Source organism: Massilimicrobiota sp. An80, from assembly GCF_002159255.1.
In the GTDB taxonomy this organism is placed as follows: domain Bacteria; phylum Bacillota_I; class Bacilli_A; order Erysipelotrichales; family Coprobacillaceae; genus Allocoprobacillus; species Allocoprobacillus merdigallinarum.
Window position 1 is genome coordinate 44,037 of the sequence record NZ_NFHI01000009.1, and the last position, 16,723, is coordinate 60,759.

Annotated in this window: 18 protein-coding genes; 14 read left to right on the forward strand and 4 right to left on the reverse strand. The window is 31.0% G+C overall.

The genetic code is table 11. From position 1 onward, the window contains the following. Nucleotides 1-17 precede the first annotated feature (17 nt). Both B5G32_RS04115 and B5G32_RS04120 read left to right on the forward strand, forming a co-directional pair. On the forward strand, nt 18-839 hold the full coding sequence (locus B5G32_RS04115) for a Cof-type HAD-IIB family hydrolase (protein WP_087935926.1): 822 nt from the start codon (nt 18-20) through the stop codon (nt 837-839). Further along, nucleotides 833-1,990, forward strand: a complete 1,158-nt coding sequence (locus tag B5G32_RS04120; RefSeq protein WP_087935927.1) for a trans-sulfuration enzyme family protein — start codon at nt 833-835, stop codon at nt 1,988-1,990. The genes B5G32_RS04115 and B5G32_RS04120 overlap by 7 nt, the downstream gene beginning before the upstream one ends. Before the next feature lie 66 nt (nt 1,991-2,056). On the opposite strand, the gene B5G32_RS04125 is transcribed toward B5G32_RS04120, so the two are convergent. Then, entirely contained in the window at nt 2,057-2,860 is an 804-nt protein-coding gene (locus tag B5G32_RS04125; protein WP_087935928.1) for an MBL fold metallo-hydrolase, read from the reverse strand. A 125-nt stretch (nt 2,861-2,985) separates the two neighbouring features. Between B5G32_RS04125 and B5G32_RS04130 the strand changes: the two genes are divergently transcribed. The 5 genes from B5G32_RS04130 to B5G32_RS04150 all read left to right on the forward strand — a co-directional run bounded on the left by B5G32_RS04130 (nt 2,986) and on the right by B5G32_RS04150 (nt 7,128). Then, the gene (locus B5G32_RS04130; protein ID WP_087935929.1) at nt 2,986-3,789 is read left to right on the forward strand and encodes a Cof-type HAD-IIB family hydrolase; all 804 of its coding nucleotides are present in this window, start codon (nt 2,986-2,988) and stop codon (nt 3,787-3,789) included. Further along, nucleotides 3,789-4,601 carry an alpha/beta hydrolase gene (locus B5G32_RS04135; RefSeq protein WP_087935930.1) on the forward strand — a complete coding sequence of 271 codons (813 nt, stop codon included), beginning with the start codon at nt 3,789-3,791 and terminating at the stop codon, nt 4,599-4,601. The genes B5G32_RS04130 and B5G32_RS04135 overlap by 1 nt, the downstream gene beginning before the upstream one ends. An 85-nt stretch (nt 4,602-4,686) precedes the next feature. Then, a complete protein-coding gene (locus B5G32_RS04140; RefSeq protein ID WP_087243646.1) occupies nt 4,687-5,808 on the forward strand; it encodes an aldo/keto reductase in 1,122 nt (373 codons plus the stop codon). A gap of 136 nt (nt 5,809-5,944) precedes the next feature. Continuing rightward, nucleotides 5,945-6,640, forward strand: coding sequence for a gamma-glutamyl-gamma-aminobutyrate hydrolase family protein (locus tag B5G32_RS04145; RefSeq protein WP_087935931.1), 696 nt, complete (start codon nt 5,945-5,947; stop codon nt 6,638-6,640). 92 nt (nt 6,641-6,732) lie between these two features. Beyond that, nucleotides 6,733-7,128 carry a cupin domain-containing protein gene (locus B5G32_RS04150; protein WP_087304416.1) on the forward strand — a complete coding sequence of 132 codons (396 nt, stop codon included), beginning with the start codon at nt 6,733-6,735 and terminating at the stop codon, nt 7,126-7,128. A gap of 58 nt (nt 7,129-7,186) precedes the next feature. Here the strand turns inward: B5G32_RS04150 and B5G32_RS04155 are convergent, their stop codons facing one another. Then, nucleotides 7,187-8,026: a LysR family transcriptional regulator gene (locus B5G32_RS04155; RefSeq protein ID WP_087935932.1), complete on the reverse strand. Its 840-nt coding sequence runs from the start codon at nt 8,024-8,026 to the stop codon at nt 7,187-7,189. A gap of 102 nt (nt 8,027-8,128) precedes the next feature. Between B5G32_RS04155 and B5G32_RS04160 the strand changes: the two genes are divergently transcribed. Genes B5G32_RS04160 through B5G32_RS04170 form a run of 3 tightly spaced genes read left to right on the forward strand, consistent with a single transcriptional unit; the run spans nt 8,129 to nt 10,858 of the window. Further along, nucleotides 8,129-8,902: an EFR1 family ferrodoxin gene (locus tag B5G32_RS04160; protein ID WP_087935933.1), complete on the forward strand. Its 774-nt coding sequence runs from the start codon at nt 8,129-8,131 to the stop codon at nt 8,900-8,902. Then, nucleotides 8,899-9,480 carry a histidine phosphatase family protein gene (locus tag B5G32_RS04165; protein WP_087243651.1) on the forward strand — a complete coding sequence of 194 codons (582 nt, stop codon included), beginning with the start codon at nt 8,899-8,901 and terminating at the stop codon, nt 9,478-9,480. The genes B5G32_RS04160 and B5G32_RS04165 overlap by 4 nt, the downstream gene beginning before the upstream one ends. Before the next feature lie 10 nt (nt 9,481-9,490). Then, complete coding sequence (locus B5G32_RS04170; protein ID WP_087243652.1) at nt 9,491-10,858, forward strand: MATE family efflux transporter; 1,368 nt, start codon at nt 9,491-9,493, stop codon at nt 10,856-10,858. 37 nt (nt 10,859-10,895) lie between these two features. On the opposite strand, the gene B5G32_RS04175 is transcribed toward B5G32_RS04170, so the two are convergent. Continuing rightward, on the reverse strand, nt 10,896-11,369 hold the full coding sequence (locus B5G32_RS04175) for a glutathione peroxidase (RefSeq protein ID WP_087243653.1): 474 nt from the start codon (nt 11,367-11,369) through the stop codon (nt 10,896-10,898). 205 nt (nt 11,370-11,574) lie between these two features. Between B5G32_RS04175 and B5G32_RS04180 the strand changes: the two genes are divergently transcribed. The 4 genes from B5G32_RS04180 to B5G32_RS04195 are packed head-to-tail and all read left to right on the forward strand — an operon-like array spanning nt 11,575 to nt 15,706. Further along, a complete protein-coding gene (locus tag B5G32_RS04180; RefSeq protein ID WP_087243654.1) occupies nt 11,575-12,408 on the forward strand; it encodes a DUF8171 family membrane protein in 834 nt (277 codons plus the stop codon). Further along, nucleotides 12,405-14,093, forward strand: a complete 1,689-nt coding sequence (locus tag B5G32_RS04185) for an ABC transporter ATP-binding protein (RefSeq protein ID WP_087935934.1) — start codon at nt 12,405-12,407, stop codon at nt 14,091-14,093. The genes B5G32_RS04180 and B5G32_RS04185 overlap by 4 nt, the downstream gene beginning before the upstream one ends. Continuing rightward, the gene (locus B5G32_RS04190) at nt 14,093-14,917 is read left to right on the forward strand and encodes an energy-coupling factor transporter transmembrane component T family protein (RefSeq protein WP_087243656.1); all 825 of its coding nucleotides are present in this window, start codon (nt 14,093-14,095) and stop codon (nt 14,915-14,917) included. The genes B5G32_RS04185 and B5G32_RS04190 overlap by 1 nt, the downstream gene beginning before the upstream one ends. Before the next feature lie 9 nt (nt 14,918-14,926). Beyond that, nucleotides 14,927-15,706: a PHP-associated domain-containing protein gene (locus tag B5G32_RS04195; RefSeq protein ID WP_087935935.1), complete on the forward strand. Its 780-nt coding sequence runs from the start codon at nt 14,927-14,929 to the stop codon at nt 15,704-15,706. Nucleotides 15,707-15,716: 10 nt separating this feature from the next. On the opposite strand, the gene B5G32_RS04200 is transcribed toward B5G32_RS04195, so the two are convergent. Continuing rightward, on the reverse strand, nt 15,717-16,535 hold the full coding sequence (locus B5G32_RS04200) for a MurR/RpiR family transcriptional regulator (protein ID WP_158093967.1): 819 nt from the start codon (nt 16,533-16,535) through the stop codon (nt 15,717-15,719). Nucleotides 16,536-16,723 lie beyond the last annotated feature (188 nt).

Consider the following 16,723-nt stretch of genomic DNA (forward strand, 5'->3'; position numbering starts at 1 on the left):
GAAGAGGGAGGAAAACGATGAAAAATATAGATATGATTGTGATGGATATGGATGGGACATTGTTAACATCTCAACAAAAAATACTCCCATATACAAAAGAGATTTTAATGCACTTACAAAAACAAGGCGTAGCTCTTGTTTTAGCAAGTGGCAGAGATGTCAGTAGCTTAGAGTATTATGGAAAACAGTTAGATATGGATCAATATCCTCAAAGTGGTTATATTGTTTTAAACGGATTAGAAATTTATAATTCAAAAAAAGAATGTTTGCATCGAGAACAAAGACTAACAAAAGATGATTTAATGATTTTGAATGAAATAGCACAAACATCTTTCTTTGATATGATTATTTTCTTTGAAACATGTTTATATATTTTTGATTATGGGCATACAGGGATTATGGAAGAACATTTTATTGATAGAGAAAAACATATGGTTCATGATATTTATGAAATACCAGAACATCTTTTTTCTACAATAAAGAAAGTTGCATTTGTGCAAAGTGAAACAATGATGAGTGAAAAAATACCAATTCTTCAAAAACAGATGTCTTCACGTTTTAGTATATGTAGAGTAGAAAAAGATTGGGTAGAAATTAATCCAGTTCATGCTTCAAAAGGACAGGCTCTTTTGAAGTTAACACAAATTAAAAATATATCATTAGATAATGTTATTGCTTTTGGAAATGGTGAAAACGATATAGATATGTTAAAAATAGCAGGAACTGGCATAGCTATGGATAACTCTTTTGATACAGTAAAAGAAGTTGCAGATGCCATTTGTGAAGATAATGAACATGATGGAATTGGAAAATATTTAGAGGGAGAAATAAAATGTTAGATCAAGAGAATATTTGTTTATCAGTAGAAAAAAAACAAAGAGACTATAAGAGTGTTGCGCCTGAGATTGTGCAAACATCTTCATTTCAATTTGATGATTTTCAACACTATGTTGATGTTAATATGAATAAGAAAAGTGCTTATACATATACAAGGGGAGAAAACCCAACATTAACAATTCTAGAAGAGAAATTAGCTCAATTAGAAAAAGGAGAATGTGCTAAAGTTTTTGCTTCAGGAATGGGAGCAATCAGCGCCACAATATTGAGCTTGGTTCAACAAAAGGATCATATTGTCATTGTGAATACTGTGTATGGATCAACTGTCAAATTCATTCAAAATCTTGAACGTTTTGGTGTTGAAAGTACAAAAATTGATGTATCTTCTACTGAAGATATATTTGCTTTTGTTAAGGAGAATACAAAAATGATTTATTTTGAAAGTCCTTCTTCTCAAAAGTTTGAAATGCTTGATTTAGAGATGATCAGTCAATTTGCGAAACAAAGAAATATTATCACAGTTATTGATAATACATGGGCAACACCATTATTTCAAAATCCTTTGGTGCATGGAATTGATATTGTTATACATTCTTGTTCAAAATATATTGGAGGACATAGTGATTTGGTTGGTGGCGTTGTCATTTCTAATCAAAAATATATACATGAAATCAATGAATTTGGTCAAATCTTTTTAGGAGCAACAATGTCCCCAATGAATGCCTGGTTAGCATTAAGAGGATTACGAACATTGCCTGTTCGTTTAAAATCTCAAGAACAAAGTGTTAAACAAGTGATACAATTTTTACAACAAAGTCTATATGTTAAAAAAATATATCATCCTATGGTTCATACATCTACTGATTTAACAGATAAGTATTTAAAGGGATATGGAAGTTTATTAAGTTTTGTATTAAAAGATGCAACCCCAGATGTTATTGAAAGATTTGTTGATTCTTTAAAACATTTTACTTTGGCCTATAGTTGGGGTGGCTTTGAAAGTTTAGTCATGCCTGTATGGAAAGGAAGCAACGAGGAAGAATTGAAAAAAAGAGGCTTAGATATTGGACATATCAGAATGTATATTGGATTAGAAGAAGTAGAACTTCTTATAGAAGATTTACAAAATGCTTTCAATCATGCCTACAAATAAATATCTTTGTTATATGATATAGAAAAGGAATTGAAATAAACTAATTGCGTATTTCAATTCCTTTTTCTATTGAATGTTAATAATATCTAAATCATCAGGAATCCATATATTTCCCTGGAAATATTGTTTGGCTTCTTTCATGTAGAGAGAATGACGTTGTTTGATATTTTTATCTTCAGTGTGATACAAAAGAAGATTTTGAATATTTAAAGACTGAGCTAATTGACAGGCATCTTTCACTGTCGAATGATGTTTTTCATAAGGATGAAAAATATCAGCTTCACTATGTAAACAAAAAGCTTCATGAAGTAACCAATCACTATTTTGAATATAAGCTTCATTGATTTGATGACATGGTTCATCTCCACAACAAGATAACTTTTTATTGTGATCTAATTGCATTTGAAAACCAAATTGTTTTGTTTTTGTAGAATGGATATCAAAAAAAGTGACTTGATGATTGATAATCATATGACTATCATGATCTTGAATTTCAATCAAGTGAATGCGTTTGTTAATAAATTGTGTATGCTTTGCTTCTAAAACCAGATGAATCATTTGCATGATAATATCAATAAGTTCTTTATGAGCATATATACGCACTTCACCTTGATATTTTCCTTGACTCATATGTTGACCAATCATACGAATCATCCAGATAATTCCCATCAGATGATCAATATGTTTATGTGTGACAAAGATATCTTTAATATCCTGCCAATTAATATGCGCTTTTTCTAGCTGTGATAAAAGGGTATTTCCGCCACCACCATCAACTAAGAAATATTGATTTTGATTTTCAAATACAAAACAGGTATTATAACAGTTTGTTACTAAAGCATTACCTGTACCTAGCATAATTAATTTCATAGAAAACCTCCATTTCTTTTTTGATTGTACATAAATGAGAATCTTGAATCAAGATATTTTTCGTTGGATTTATATGGATTTTCAAAGAAGAGAAATGATATAATGATGGCAAGGAGAATGATAAAATGAAAATAGTTTTCTTTGATATTGATGGAACTTTAATAAATGCTCAAGAAGGTATGATGCAACCTCGTCATCAAACAAAACAGGTTTTAAAAGATTTTCAGAAACAAGGCAATAAGATCGTTATTGCTTCAGCAAGAGGGGCTATCCCTGAAGGATTAAAAGATATTCCATTTGATGGTTATGTTTTATGTGATGGACATTATATCATTTATAATAATGAGATTCTGGTTGATGAAGTTTTAACAACTCCAGAAATACAAAAACAAATGGAAGTTTATCAAAAATATCAAGGGCGACCTATGTTTTATGGACATCATGGAGAATGGTGTGATTGTTTGGATGATGAATTGATCGTTAAACATCGTGTAATGTTTCAGGGAACAGATCAAAGACCTGCGAATGTAGTAGAAAGATATGAGGCTCAGGATGTAGATGCTATCAGTTGCTGTGTTTTGTTTGAAACAGTGGAACAAATGTGGAAAGCATATCATGAATTAGAAAATGACATGACAATTGTTGCTTATGATCATGGATTGATTCGTATGGATGTTTATCATAAGGGATTTAAAAAAGGAACAGCCTGTAAGTATTTATATCAAAAATTAGGAATTGATCAAAAAGATACTTATGCTTTTGGTGATGGTGTGAATGATATGGAAATGTTTGAGTTGGTTGGACATGGTATTGCGATGGGAAATGCAGTAGATCGTTTAAAAAACATTGCAGAATTTGTTACTGATTATGTTGATTGTGCGGGTATTGACAAAGCATTTTATAAATATTTTGGAAAGGATTTATCATAATGGCATTAGTACAAGTTGATTTTTTCTCAGAAAAGTTAATGCGCACAGTCACAATTAATGCTATTATTCCTGTTGATAAAAAGTTAAACCAGCCAAATAAAAAATTCAAAACATTATACTTATTACATGGAATTTTTGGAAATTATACAGATTGGGTATGTGGTACACGTATTCAAAGGTGGGCACAGGATCATGATTTAGCTGTCATTATGCCTTCAGGAGAGAATAAATTTTATGTTGATAATGAAAACTCCCATGAATATTATTCACAATTTATTGGTGAAGAACTTGTTTCTATCACAAGAGCCATGTTCCCTTTATCACAACGTCGAGAAGATACATTTATTGCAGGGTTGTCTATGGGTGGATATGGAGCTATTATTAATGGACTCAAATATTATCAGACATTTGGTTATATTGCCGCATTGTCTTCAGCATTATTGATTGACACTTTTATTAATGCTAAGGATGGTGACGACGTAACTTATATGTATAAAAGAAGTTATTTAACTTCTGTTTTTGGTGATTTACATAAGTTAAAAGGAAGTGACAAAGACTATAAGGCACTGATTCAAAATATGGCTATAAAAGATGTGCCTGCGATATATATGGCATGTGGCACTGATGATTCACTGATTAAAGAAAATCGTGATTACCGTGATTTTTTACTTCAACAGGGAATCAATGTCACTTATGAAGAAGGACCAGGTGCGCATGAATGGGATTTTTGGGATCGTTATATTGAACGTGTTTTAGAATGGTTACCACTTGATAAGAAGAATGAAGGAATCAGCAGTGGTCATATAGAATAAGATGAAGAAAGGTGATCCTTTCTTTTTTCTTGACCTAAAGTTAACTTTAGGGTGTATAATAAATAATCGAGTAGGAGGAAATGATATGACAAAGAAATTAGGTTTTGGATTAATGAGATTACCATCACTTGATGAAAACGATCCTTCAAAGATTGATATTGAACAAGTGAAACAAATGGTAGATACTTTTATAGAAAATGGATTTACTTATTTTGATACAGCGTGGATGTATTGTGGATTTAATAGTGAAAATGCAGCGAGAGAGGCATTAGTGAAACGTCATGATCGTCAGACTTATACACTTGCTACAAAATTACATTCAGGTTTTATTCAGACAAAAGAAGATAGAGATAAAATCTTTAATGAACAGTTAAAGAAAACTGGGGTAGAATACTTTGATTATTATCTTTTACACGATATTAATACACATAGTATTGAAACATATGAAAAGCTTGATTGTTTTACATGGATTCAAGAAAAGAAAAAACAAGGATTGGTTAAAACTATTGGATTTTCATTCCATGATGGACCAGAATTATTAGAAAAAGTATTACAGGAACATCCAGAATTTGAATTTGTTCAATTACAAATTAATTATTTAGATTGGGATAGTGTAGGTGTTCAATCTCGTCAATGTTATGAGGTGGCAACAAAATATCATAAACCTGTTATTGTGATGGAACCTGTTAAAGGTGGAACATTAGCGAAAGTTCCTGAAAAAGTTGAAAATATGTATAAAGAATATCATCCAGATATGTCAGTACCTTCATGGGCTATTCGTTTTGCGGCAAGTCTTGATAATGTCATGATGGTATTAAGTGGGATGTCTAATATGGCTCAATTAGAAGATAATATAAGCTATATGAAAGATATGCAGCCACTTCATGATGATGAATATCAATTAATTCGTCAGGCTGTTGATATTATTAATTCTACGATTGCTATTCCATGTACAGGATGTTCATATTGTACAGAAGGATGTCCAATGCATATAGCTATTCCTAAATATTTCTCATTATATAATGCTGATTTACAGGAAGTAGAAGAAAAAGGATGGACACCTCAAGGTGAATACTACAATAACTTGACAAAGACTTTTGGTAAAGCAAGTGAATGTATTGGATGTGGGCAATGTGAAAATGTATGTCCACAACATTTACCAATTATTGAAGACTTACAAAAAGTAGCACAGCATTTTGAAAAATAAAAGTCAGCATTAGCTGGCTTTTTGCATGTATTCATATTCAAATAAAAAGTGAATAAGATATTGTAAATCATATTTATGTATAAGATATGATTTTTATGATATATTGAATTGATATAAAAGAAGAAAGGAGAAAAGTATGAAAAAGAGAATTGGAATAACATGCAGTGAAGAACTACAAAATGATAAATATATACATTTTATTAAACAAGATTATTTACAGGCTATTATTGCAGCACAAGGAATCCCAGTTTTATTGCCGCCTGTTCCTATTGAAGATATAGAGATGCAATTAGATATGATTGATGGTTTAATGATTATTGGTGGTTGTGATGTCAATCCATTACTCTATCATGAAAATCCATTACCCTTATTAGGTGAAACAGATTATCCTAGAGATTTATATGAGATTGCCTTGATAAAAAAAGCAACACAAAAAAATATACCTATTTTCGGTGTATGTCGAGGACTTCAAGTGATTAATGTAGCTTTTGGTGGAACGCTTTATCAAGATTTATCTTATGCTCCACAGAAAATACTTTTACATTCTCAAAAAGAAAGAAGAGAATGTGCAAGTCATACAATAAACATTCAAGAAAATAGTTTTTTATATCCTATCTTTCAAGATAGAGGATATGTGAACAGTTTTCATCATCAAGCTATTGATCATTTAGGAAAGGGATTAAAAGCTGTCGCATACAGTGAAGATCAGATGATTGAAGCTATTGAACATATATCTTTACCGATTACAGCAGTTCAATTTCATCCTGAAGATATGTGTAAAACTGATCAAAAAATGCAGGAGATTTTTAATCAGTTTGTCGCCAAATGTTAATGCTTTTTAAGCATTGTTGATAATAAAAAATAGGTATTAGATATTTTTGTTTGGTAGATATATAATAGAAGCAGATAGGAGGTTAGAAGAGTATGAAAGATGTTAAAACATTATTTCCCGTTGGAGAAGAAAATACAGCGTTTGCTCAATATTTTATTGGTCAAAGTTATTTACAGCCCCTTGCTGAAAGTTTACCAGTAAGTCATGTCACATTCGAACCAGGTTGTCGCAATAATTGGCATATTCATCATAAAGGTGGACAAATTCTACTGGTTACTGATGGTAGAGGATGGTATCAGGAATGGGGGAAACCTGCTAGAGAATTAAAAGCAGGTGATACTGTGGATATTCCTCCAGAAGTGAAACATTGGCATGGTGCTGCTAAAGATAGCTGGTTTGCCCATATTGCCATTTCTGTACCAGCAGAAGGTGCTTCTAATGAATGGTTAGAACCAGTAAGTGACGAAGAATACAATAAGTTAAAATAAATATGATATTGAAAAGGATGAAATGAATTCCGTTATTTGGGAACTATTTCATCCTTTTTTATAGATGATATAATAAAGTTCTTAATTGAGATTCGTTTTCTCTAAGATACCAGCAGTAGAACGTCGCATGTGACTGGGCATCTGAAATAGGAATAATCACTCTATTTTGAGGCATGATTTCAGTTTTCATAACATAGTCAGATGTAAATGAAGGTAATGTAGACAGTTCTACCAAATCATAGAAAACAGAACGATCGTTTTGAATCAGAAATTTTGTATGGGGCATTGTTTTTTTATGCATATCATTCCAAAAACCAATATTTGACATTAATAACATTTTCTCTCCATTCATTTCCTTTAATGAGATGGATTTTTTATGAGCTAAAGGGTGATTTAAAGGTAAAGAAAAAAATAATTGTTCGTCCATAAATGGAATACTTTCAATCTGTTCATCTTCTATGTCATAAGGCATGATAATGATTGTATAGTCTTTTTCCTTTAGACCTTTGATTAAGATATGCATATCTTTAATTTCTGTTAATAATGTTCTTTGAGGATAGAACTGTGAAAATTTACGACTTAAATAAGATAATGGTGCTGGCGCACATGAACCAATCGCAAAAGTATGTAGCTTTCTATCAAAATCTACAAGTTGTTTTTTCATATCTTTTGTATCATCTAAAATACGTTTTGCTAGAGAAACAGCTAATAGACCTGTTTCATTAAAAGCAATTTTATTTTTAGTTCTGTTAAATAAATTGACTTCTAAATCTTCTTCTAATTTTTGCATAGAACGTGTTAAAACAGGTTGTGATATATGAAGCTGTTTAGCTGCCTTGGATAATGTCTGACATTCTTGAAATGTAACTAAATGTTGTAGTTGTTCTAATTCTATCATATGAGGACCTCACTATTCTATTTCATTATAGCAGATTTCCATATTGATATTGTACAAAAACAGTAAAAATGCTTACAATATCATTGGAAAGAAGGTAGAAACATGATATTTTATTATACGGCAACAGGAAACTGTTTATATGTAGCAAGACAGATTGAAGAAGATCTTTACAGTATTCCACAGGAATTGAAAAAAGAAGATTTACGATATAAAGCTGATAAGATTGGGATTGTCGCTCCTATTTATGCTGGAGAGCTTCCTCAAACTGTTAGACGTTTTTTAGCAAAAGCCAAATTTGATACACCTTATTTTTATATGTTATTGACTTATGGAAATAGAGATACAGTAGCTGGTGTATGGAGTGAAAACTTTTGTAAAGAGCATGGAATACATGTTGATTTTATTCAAACAATTAAAATGGTTGATAATTATTTACCTTCATTCGATATGGAAGAACAGATGGCTATCAATAAGCATGTAGATGAGCAAATTCAAGAAGCGAAAGCTAGACTTGAAGCTCAAGAAAAGGATATACCTCAACCAACGAAAGAAAGCCAGGAAGTTTACCAAATGGTGACAAAAAGATTTACGGATCATCCTGAATTGAATAATGGAGAAACAATTCAAATAACAGATCAGTGTGCGGGATGTACAATATGTGAGCAAGTCTGCCCTATTGGTAATATTCAGATGGTTAATGGAAAAGCTCAAAGAAAGTCAAAAACATGTGATTTTTGTTTGGCATGTGTACAAAACTGCCCATTTCATGCGATTGCGTTGAAGTTTGATAAGAATCCAAATGCAAGATATCGTCATCCAAAAATCACATTAAAAGATATAGTGAAATCAAATCATCAGGGAGGAATAGAAAAATGAAAAAAACACTTTATTTAATGCGACATGGACAAACTTTATTTAATGTTCAACACAAGATACAAGGATGGTGTGATGCCCCTTTAACAGAACTTGGGATTAAACAAGCAAAGATTGCAGGTGAATATTTTAAAAATAATCATATTACATTTGATCATGCTTATTCTTCTACATCAGAAAGAGCTTGTGACACTTTAGAAATCGTTACTGATTATCAGATGCCTTATACAAGAGTGAAAGGTTTAAAAGAATGGAATTTTGGTGTTTTTGAAGGAAAAGATGAATGTTTGAATCCACCTTTACCATATGGAGATTTTTTCAAAGGATTTGGTGGAGATGGTGAAATGGAACTAAGAGAAAGAATGTCAAAGACATTAACTGAAATCATGAATAAAGAAGATCATGAAGTCGTTTTAGCCGTTTCTCATGGTGGGGCTTGTGCTCAGTTCTATCGTGCATGGGAAGAATATGCAAAAGTAAAGAAAACAGAAAGATTTTATAACTGCTGTATTTTAAAATATGAATACGAAGATGGAATTTTTACATTAGTAGAAATTATCAATCGTAATGTGACTGAATAGAGGTAGACATATGGAAGGTGCAAAAAGAAAAAGCTTTTTTCAGGCTGATGTTGATCTGATTCATGGACCTATATTTCAATCATTGATTACTTTTGCTCTTCCATTACTTGTTTCTAATGTGTTCCAACAATTATATAATACTGTCGATACAATGGTTGTTGGAAATTATTTAGGTGATGTATCATTAGCTGCCATTGGATCATGTACATCTATTTATGACTTGTTAGTAGGGTTTGCATTAGGAATAGGTAATGGATTGGCAATTGTTACAGCCAGAAGTTTTGGATCACAAGATCGAGAACTGTTAAAAAAATCAGTAGCAAGTTCTATTGTTATTGGATTGATTGTTTCTATCGCTTTAACAACAATAGGAATGATATGCTTACATCCTTTACTTGAATTATTAAATACACCAGTAGATATTATTCAGGAAGCATATAGTTATATTTCAGTTATTGTTTTATTCATTGTTGTTATGTTTGCTTATAATCTCTGTGCTGGTTTAATGAGAGCCATTGGAAATAGTGTGATGCCACTTGTTTTCCTTATCGTTTCGTCTTTATTAAATATTGTATTAGATATTTTCTTTATTACACAACTCAATATGGGAATTCAAGGAGCAGCTGTCGCAACGGTTATTTCTCAAGGTGTATCAGTTATATTATGTATTATTTATATTTTCAAAAAGACACAGATCTTATTACCATCAAAAAAACATTTTGTAGTCGATAAAGAATTATATAAAGAATTATTAGGACAAGGTTTTTCAATGGGATTTATGAGCAGTATTGTTTCTGCAGGATCAGTCATTCTTCAGTATGGAATCAACAATTTAGGATATCTGATTATTGCAGGACATACAGCAGCCAGAAAACTCTACATGTTCTTTAATATGCCTTTTACAGCTATGGCGCTTGCAATCTCAACATTTGTCTCACAAAATAGAGGAGCAAATCAGCGCGAAAGAATTCAAAAAGCGATGAAATATGCTTATATTTATGATGTTGTTATGGCAGCTATTGTGACTATCATTATTCTATTATTTGGGTCATCACTTGTAAAATTAATTTCAGGTTCTAGTGAAAGTGCAGTTTTAGATAATGGAACACTTTATTTAACAATTGTGGGACCATTCTATGCAGTATTAGGAGTTTTGATGCAAACACGTTATGCATTGCAAGGATTAGGACAGAAATTATTACCGTTGATATCAAGTATTATTGAATTTGTAGGAAAAATTATATTTGTATTTATTTTTATCCCTCAATTCCAATATATGGCAGTTATATTCTGTGAACCCGTTATATGGTGTGTGATGTGTTTACAATTAGTGTATTCATTATATACAAATCCTTATATGAAAGGACAACAAGAATAAAAAATATCGAATTTACATCATGTAGATTCGATATTTTTTATAAAAGTTTAATGATTTCATCTTCAATTTCATATGGTGTGACCAAAGGTTCAAATCTTTCAACAACATGTCCATTTTGATCAAGCAGAAACTTTGTAAAGTTCCATTCAATGCGTTTGGATAATTCAGGTTTTTGATGTTCTTTTAAATATGTGTATACAGGAGATTCTTGAGGACCATTCACATCAATTTTCGCAAATTGTGGAAAACTCACACCATAAGTATCGGCACAAAAAGACATAATTTCTTCCATTGTGCCCGGAGCCTGTTCACCAAATTGGTTACATGGAAAATCAAGAATAGTAAATCCCTGCTCATGATATTTTTCATATAAATCTTCTAAATGATCATATTGTTCTGTAAACTCACATTCCGTAGCCGTATTGACAATGAGTAAAACATGTCCCTGATATTTTGATAATTTTATTTTTTGATTATGACTATCTAAGACTTCAATATCATATAAATTCATTTTCATCACCATTCATACTATAACAACTCATTAAAGAAAAGTCAAAAAAAGTGACTAAAGAAATCATGTTGGAGTATATAAAGAAAAAAATGTTTCATTTTAATTTTTAATGAAATATTAACTTTCATTTTACGTGTTATTGATTTAGCTACATTAAAATTATGCTAAGATGTTCATGTCATTAAGATAAGGGAGGAAAAAGAGTATGAAAAAATCAATGACACAATCACAGAAATTAATGACTTTTGTTTTAAGTATGTCTTTATATGGATTATCAACTTTATTTACAGAGTTAATACCATCTTTTCAAATTGGTATCGTGGAATTATCAGTAGAATATTTTATTTTTATTCCACTCATCTTAGCTATGTTATTTGATCCATTGTCAGCGGCATTAGGTGCAGCTACTGGTGAATTAGTTTTTAGTGAAATCATGTTAGGGCAATTTGGTGGTTTAGGAGAACTTGAAAAGTTTTTAACTTTAACAATTGGTATTTATGTTGCTGGACGTCTTGTTAAAAATCCAAAAAGTATCAAGAGTGTTGCCATCGCTTCTATTTTAGCTGTTATTATTCAACAGTCACTGGGATGCATTGTTGATATTTTAAAAGTTCAGTTTGCTGTAGAAGATTTTGAAGCAGTTGCAGGTTTACCAGAATCAGTATTCTTTACAGAAGGTTTTGCTTGTTTAAATGATATTCTATTTTCAGGAATCTTATTTTCTTTATTACCATGTATGTATTTAGTTCCAAAACTTTATGGGAAAATTGAACCATTATTAGGTGTCGCACCTCGTGATGAAAATACTGTTGTGGGTGATGGAGAAAAAATGGGAATCAAAACATTTGTATTATGTGCTATTGCTTTTGTCGTTGCAATTGGTGGAGAATTTATGGCAGAAAACGGACTTGCCATTATTGATTGGGAAGCTGCATGGGCAGGAAATAGCACAGCTATGATTGTCAGTGGAGTGATTGCAGTGCTTGTTATTGTTCTTGCATTTTTGAAAATTAAAAATAGAAAAGAGGCAGCCATGTGATTGAAATCAATGATTTATCATTCACATATCCAGGAGCAAAGCAGCCAACATTAAAAAATATTCATTTAACAATTGAAAAAGGAGATTTTGTCGCAATTATTGGAAACAATGGTTGTGGCAAATCGACTTTATGTAAAACTCTAAATGGTTTGATTCCACGTTTTATTATGGGTGAACTGCAAGGGAAATTGTATTTTGATGGAAAAGATGCTTTAACTTTGGATATTAGTGAAATTGCTAAAAAAGTGGGTTATGTGTATCAAGATTTTGAAAATCAAATCGTATGTCCCACAGTCTATGAAGATGCTTCTTTTGCATGTATGAATTATGGATTGGAAAATTATGAAGACAATGTTATGAATATTCTTAAGGTTTGTGACTTATATTCAAAACGAAATGATTATATCTGGCAATTATCTGGGGGACAATTGCATTTATTAGCTTTAGCAGGTTCTACTGCGTTATCACCAGAAATTCTTATTTTAGATGAACCCATTGCTCAATTAGATCCTAAACATGCAAGAGAAATTTATGAAATATTAAAGGAATTAAATGAAAAATATCACAAAACAATTATTGTTATTGAACATCATACAGAATATATTGCCCAATACTGCCATCATGTGATTTTAATGAAGGATGGTTCTATTATGTGGCAAAAACCAGTCAAAGAAGCTTTGACAAGAGTTGAAGAACTTGAATCTTGTCATATTTTTCCACCACAAATTACACGTGCTGCTAAAATCATGCAGGAAAAGAATTTACTAGATTCAAATACTTTATTGCCCATTACTATAGAGGAAGGACAGAATATTTTTACAAAAAAGAAACATATGACAGATTGTACTCATGAAAGAAAAGTACAAGAAAAGGATGAACGTGTTGTAGAATTTGTAAATGTTGGGTTACAGTTTAGAAGTGTAAAAGGTGAACCTTATCAGCTCATGAAAGACTTTTATCTTAATATTTATAAAGGGGATAAAATTGCTTTAATAGGTTCTAATGGTGCTGGAAAGTCTTCATTGATGAAGATGATGATAGGATTATTAAAACCACAAGTTGGCTATGTGAATGTATGTGGAGAAAAGACAAAACATTATTCAGCTGAAGAATTATCAAAACATATTTCACTTGTATATCAAAATCCTGAAGATATGTTTATTAAAGATTGTATTCGAGGGGATATTGAATTTGCCATGAAAGAACGACATATTAAGGATTATAAAGATAGAGCCAAAAAATTAATTGAATTGTTCGATTTGCAGGATATTCAAGAAAGAGATGGACGATTATTATCAGGGGGACAAATGCGTCGAGCCTCACTTGCAATAGGAGTAGCATTGCAACCATCTATTTTGCTTTTAGATGAACCTACTGCCAATTTGGATATTGCAACTAGAAAAGAGATCATGAGAACATTAGATATCTTAAAAGATGTTGTTGAAACTGTTGTTATAGCAACACATGATATGCAGCTTGTCTGTGATTGGGCAGAGAGAATCATTGTATTATCATCAGGTTATATAGTCAAGGATGGTCAAAGACATGAAGTCTTTAGCGATAAGTATGTAAGAGAAATGGTAGGAATAGAACCACCAGAAATCTTTAAAATGGGGGAAGCACTCAATATTCGCTGTTATGAAATTGATGAATTTGTGAGTGCTTATCAACAGGAGGAATCATAATGCATAAAATCACACAGACTTTGTTAGATAAATTTACAATTGATTATTTACGTAATCAAGTGCTAAAAAATGCTTATGGAAATGATGATACGGTTATTGCAGGATTAGATCCAAGAACATTATTATGCTGGTATTTATTTTTTGGTTTGATTCCATGGTTTTTAAATGATCTCATTGTTTTATTAGGGATGTTTGTTTTTGTTGCGATAACAACTAAATTAGCAAAAATTGCACCACTTGTATTATTTTTATTTTGTCTAGGTGTATTTTGTCAAACAGGATATTTGTTTATTGCTGCACTATTCTTTGGTGGAAATTTATCAACATTATATTCATTATTAGTTATGACATTAAAAGTATCTGTCTGTTCTCTTGCTTCCATTACTGTTTTTTCAGGATTAAACCCTGACCGTCTAGCAACAGGATTGCTATATTTTGGTTGTCCTGATCAATTGTCTTTTAGTATTTCATATGCATTTCGTATATTACCTATCCTTATGGAAGAATTCCAAAACATATTGTTATCTTATCGTTTAAGAGGACATTCTCCATCAAAAAAAACATGGCTTGGGAAAGTGAAATATTTTATATACCAGATAAAAATTATTATATTATCTTTCTATCCGTTAATGTTAAATACTGCAAAACGATCAAGAACAACAGTTGAAGCATTGGAATTAAAAGGATATCGCTATGCAAATGAAAATAAGATTGTTAGAAAAAAGAAAATGGCATCACTAATGTTTAAGAAAGATGATTTGATTTTCGTTTTAATTTCTATTGTATGGATGATTTTATGTGTTATCATTTCTATTTTGTTTTAGGAGGTTTTTATGAATATAGATTTTCATACTCATGGTAAATTAGCAAAAAAATTACCATTTTCTACACAATATACTGATCAAATGTTTCACAAAGCATATCTTAAAGGACTTGATGCTATTTGTCTGACTGAACATTTTAATACGTTATCATTTTTAGAAATGTATGATTATATATATACTCACTATACGCATGTAGGTGATTGTTGTCAGAGTAAAGATGGGTTATTGATTTTCTTTGGAATGGAAATAGATATTAAAGAGGGAGGACATACTCTTGTTATTGGAAGATATCATGATATTGTTGAGTTAAATAAAAAGTTGGAAAAACATAAAGCGAAAGAAAGTTTTTTAACTTTTGATGAGCTAGTAACGCTTGTTCGTCAATATGATGTTATTTTTGGGGGAGCACATGTTTATCGTCAGGGAGGACATATTCCAGAATTATCACAGAAGCAGTTGTTATGTTTTGATTTCTTTGATCTAAATGGAAAAGATTTAGCATGTTATGGATTAAAAATGCAGGATATGATTTATCAGTTTGCGCATCGATATCATAAACCAGTTGTTTCTGGCAGTGATACACATCAAGCAACACAGTATGGTTGTGTTCAGACATGTTTTCAAAGTTGTTTTCATAGTATTAAACAATTAAGAGAAGAAATCGACAAAGGACAATATACTATCCAAATATCTGAAAGTTTAAATATTCAGGTTGAAGATGCGACATTACAAAAAAGACTTCTTAAAGAAGTCTATCGATTGGGTGGCGATTATGTTGCTTTATTATGATACAGAGATATTATCTTTGTATTTTTATTTTATAGTTTTCTTTTAACTGATAGATATCTTCTACACTCTGTGTATATGAATGACCACCTTTTTTAGCAATTTCTATTACTAAAGCATCAATACATGCCATAGGAACAGCCATAGAATGATATTCATGATCTTCGCCACGATATACATAAATATTATAGTCAGCCATTTTTTTAGCGTCATCAATTAAGCGACTAGACATCAGCATTGTCTGACATTTGATTTGATGGCAATATTCAAGAACTATCTGTGCTTCTACAGGTGTTTTTAAAAATCCAAAGAGAATAACAAAATCGTCTGATTTGATCATTGGAAGACATTCAAAAATTTCTGAACCACTTGAAGGCATGATAACGACTTTCTTTTGAAATCTGCGTAATCGAAATGAGAGTAAATCAGCAAGACAAATCGTTGCTCCTTTAGCAAATACATAAATTGTATTGGCTTCAATGATGTGATCAACAATTGTATCAATTTCATCTATATCTAGATGTTCAATTGTTTTTTCAATATATTGATTTTGTAAAATTAAATAATGAGGAAAAGAGTGTTCTTGTGTTACTGTTGAATGCATTTTGTTGGCAGGGGATACCTTTTGTGTCATACTCATTTTCATATCTTTAAAATTGAGATAGCCTAGATGTTTAGGTAAGCGAGAAATAGTAGCTTGAGATATATGTGTTTTTTGAGAAAGTTCTTGGATTGACATAGAAGAAAACTGATGAATATTTTGAAAAATAAAATCTATCAGTTTTTTTTCGTTTTTTGTTAGTTTTTCAGTTGTTTCTGAATTCCATTTCATCGTGATCATCTCCTTAATAATGTATTATATCAGACATTCTATTTAAAAAATATCAGTTTTATGTAAAATCGTTAACTTCTACTAGAATTATACATCTATAATACAGAAATTGGAAAAATATTGATTATTTCGATGTTTTTCTCTTTTTTTATTAGACAGTATATGTTATAATAGATGTATAAATATAC

Excerpts from the sequence above, each read along its gene's own strand:
- B5G32_RS04115 (WP_087935926.1), top strand. The coding sequence starts at position 18 with ATGAAAAATATAGATATGATTGTGATGGATATGGATGGGACATTGTTA.
- B5G32_RS04120 (WP_087935927.1), top strand. The coding sequence starts at position 833 with ATGTTAGATCAAGAGAATATTTGTTTATCAGTAGAAAAAAAACAAAGA.
- B5G32_RS04125 (WP_087935928.1), bottom strand. The coding sequence starts at position 2,860 with ATGAAATTAATTATGCTAGGTACAGGTAATGCTTTAGTAACAAACTGT.
- B5G32_RS04130 (WP_087935929.1), top strand. The coding sequence starts at position 2,986 with ATGAAAATAGTTTTCTTTGATATTGATGGAACTTTAATAAATGCTCAA.
- B5G32_RS04135 (WP_087935930.1), top strand. The coding sequence starts at position 3,789 with ATGGCATTAGTACAAGTTGATTTTTTCTCAGAAAAGTTAATGCGCACA.
- B5G32_RS04140 (WP_087243646.1), top strand. The coding sequence starts at position 4,687 with ATGACAAAGAAATTAGGTTTTGGATTAATGAGATTACCATCACTTGAT.
- B5G32_RS04145 (WP_087935931.1), top strand. The coding sequence starts at position 5,945 with ATGAAAAAGAGAATTGGAATAACATGCAGTGAAGAACTACAAAATGAT.
- B5G32_RS04150 (WP_087304416.1), top strand. The coding sequence starts at position 6,733 with ATGAAAGATGTTAAAACATTATTTCCCGTTGGAGAAGAAAATACAGCG.
- B5G32_RS04155 (WP_087935932.1), bottom strand. The coding sequence starts at position 8,026 with ATGATAGAATTAGAACAACTACAACATTTAGTTACATTTCAAGAATGT.
- B5G32_RS04160 (WP_087935933.1), top strand. The coding sequence starts at position 8,129 with ATGATATTTTATTATACGGCAACAGGAAACTGTTTATATGTAGCAAGA.
- B5G32_RS04165 (WP_087243651.1), top strand. The coding sequence starts at position 8,899 with ATGAAAAAAACACTTTATTTAATGCGACATGGACAAACTTTATTTAAT.
- B5G32_RS04170 (WP_087243652.1), top strand. The coding sequence starts at position 9,491 with ATGGAAGGTGCAAAAAGAAAAAGCTTTTTTCAGGCTGATGTTGATCTG.
- B5G32_RS04175 (WP_087243653.1), bottom strand. The coding sequence starts at position 11,369 with ATGAATTTATATGATATTGAAGTCTTAGATAGTCATAATCAAAAAATA.
- B5G32_RS04180 (WP_087243654.1), top strand. The coding sequence starts at position 11,575 with ATGAAAAAATCAATGACACAATCACAGAAATTAATGACTTTTGTTTTA.
- B5G32_RS04190 (WP_087243656.1), top strand. The coding sequence starts at position 14,093 with ATGCATAAAATCACACAGACTTTGTTAGATAAATTTACAATTGATTAT.
- B5G32_RS04195 (WP_087935935.1), top strand. The coding sequence starts at position 14,927 with ATGAATATAGATTTTCATACTCATGGTAAATTAGCAAAAAAATTACCA.
- B5G32_RS04200 (WP_158093967.1), bottom strand. The coding sequence starts at position 16,535 with ATGAAATGGAATTCAGAAACAACTGAAAAACTAACAAAAAACGAAAAA.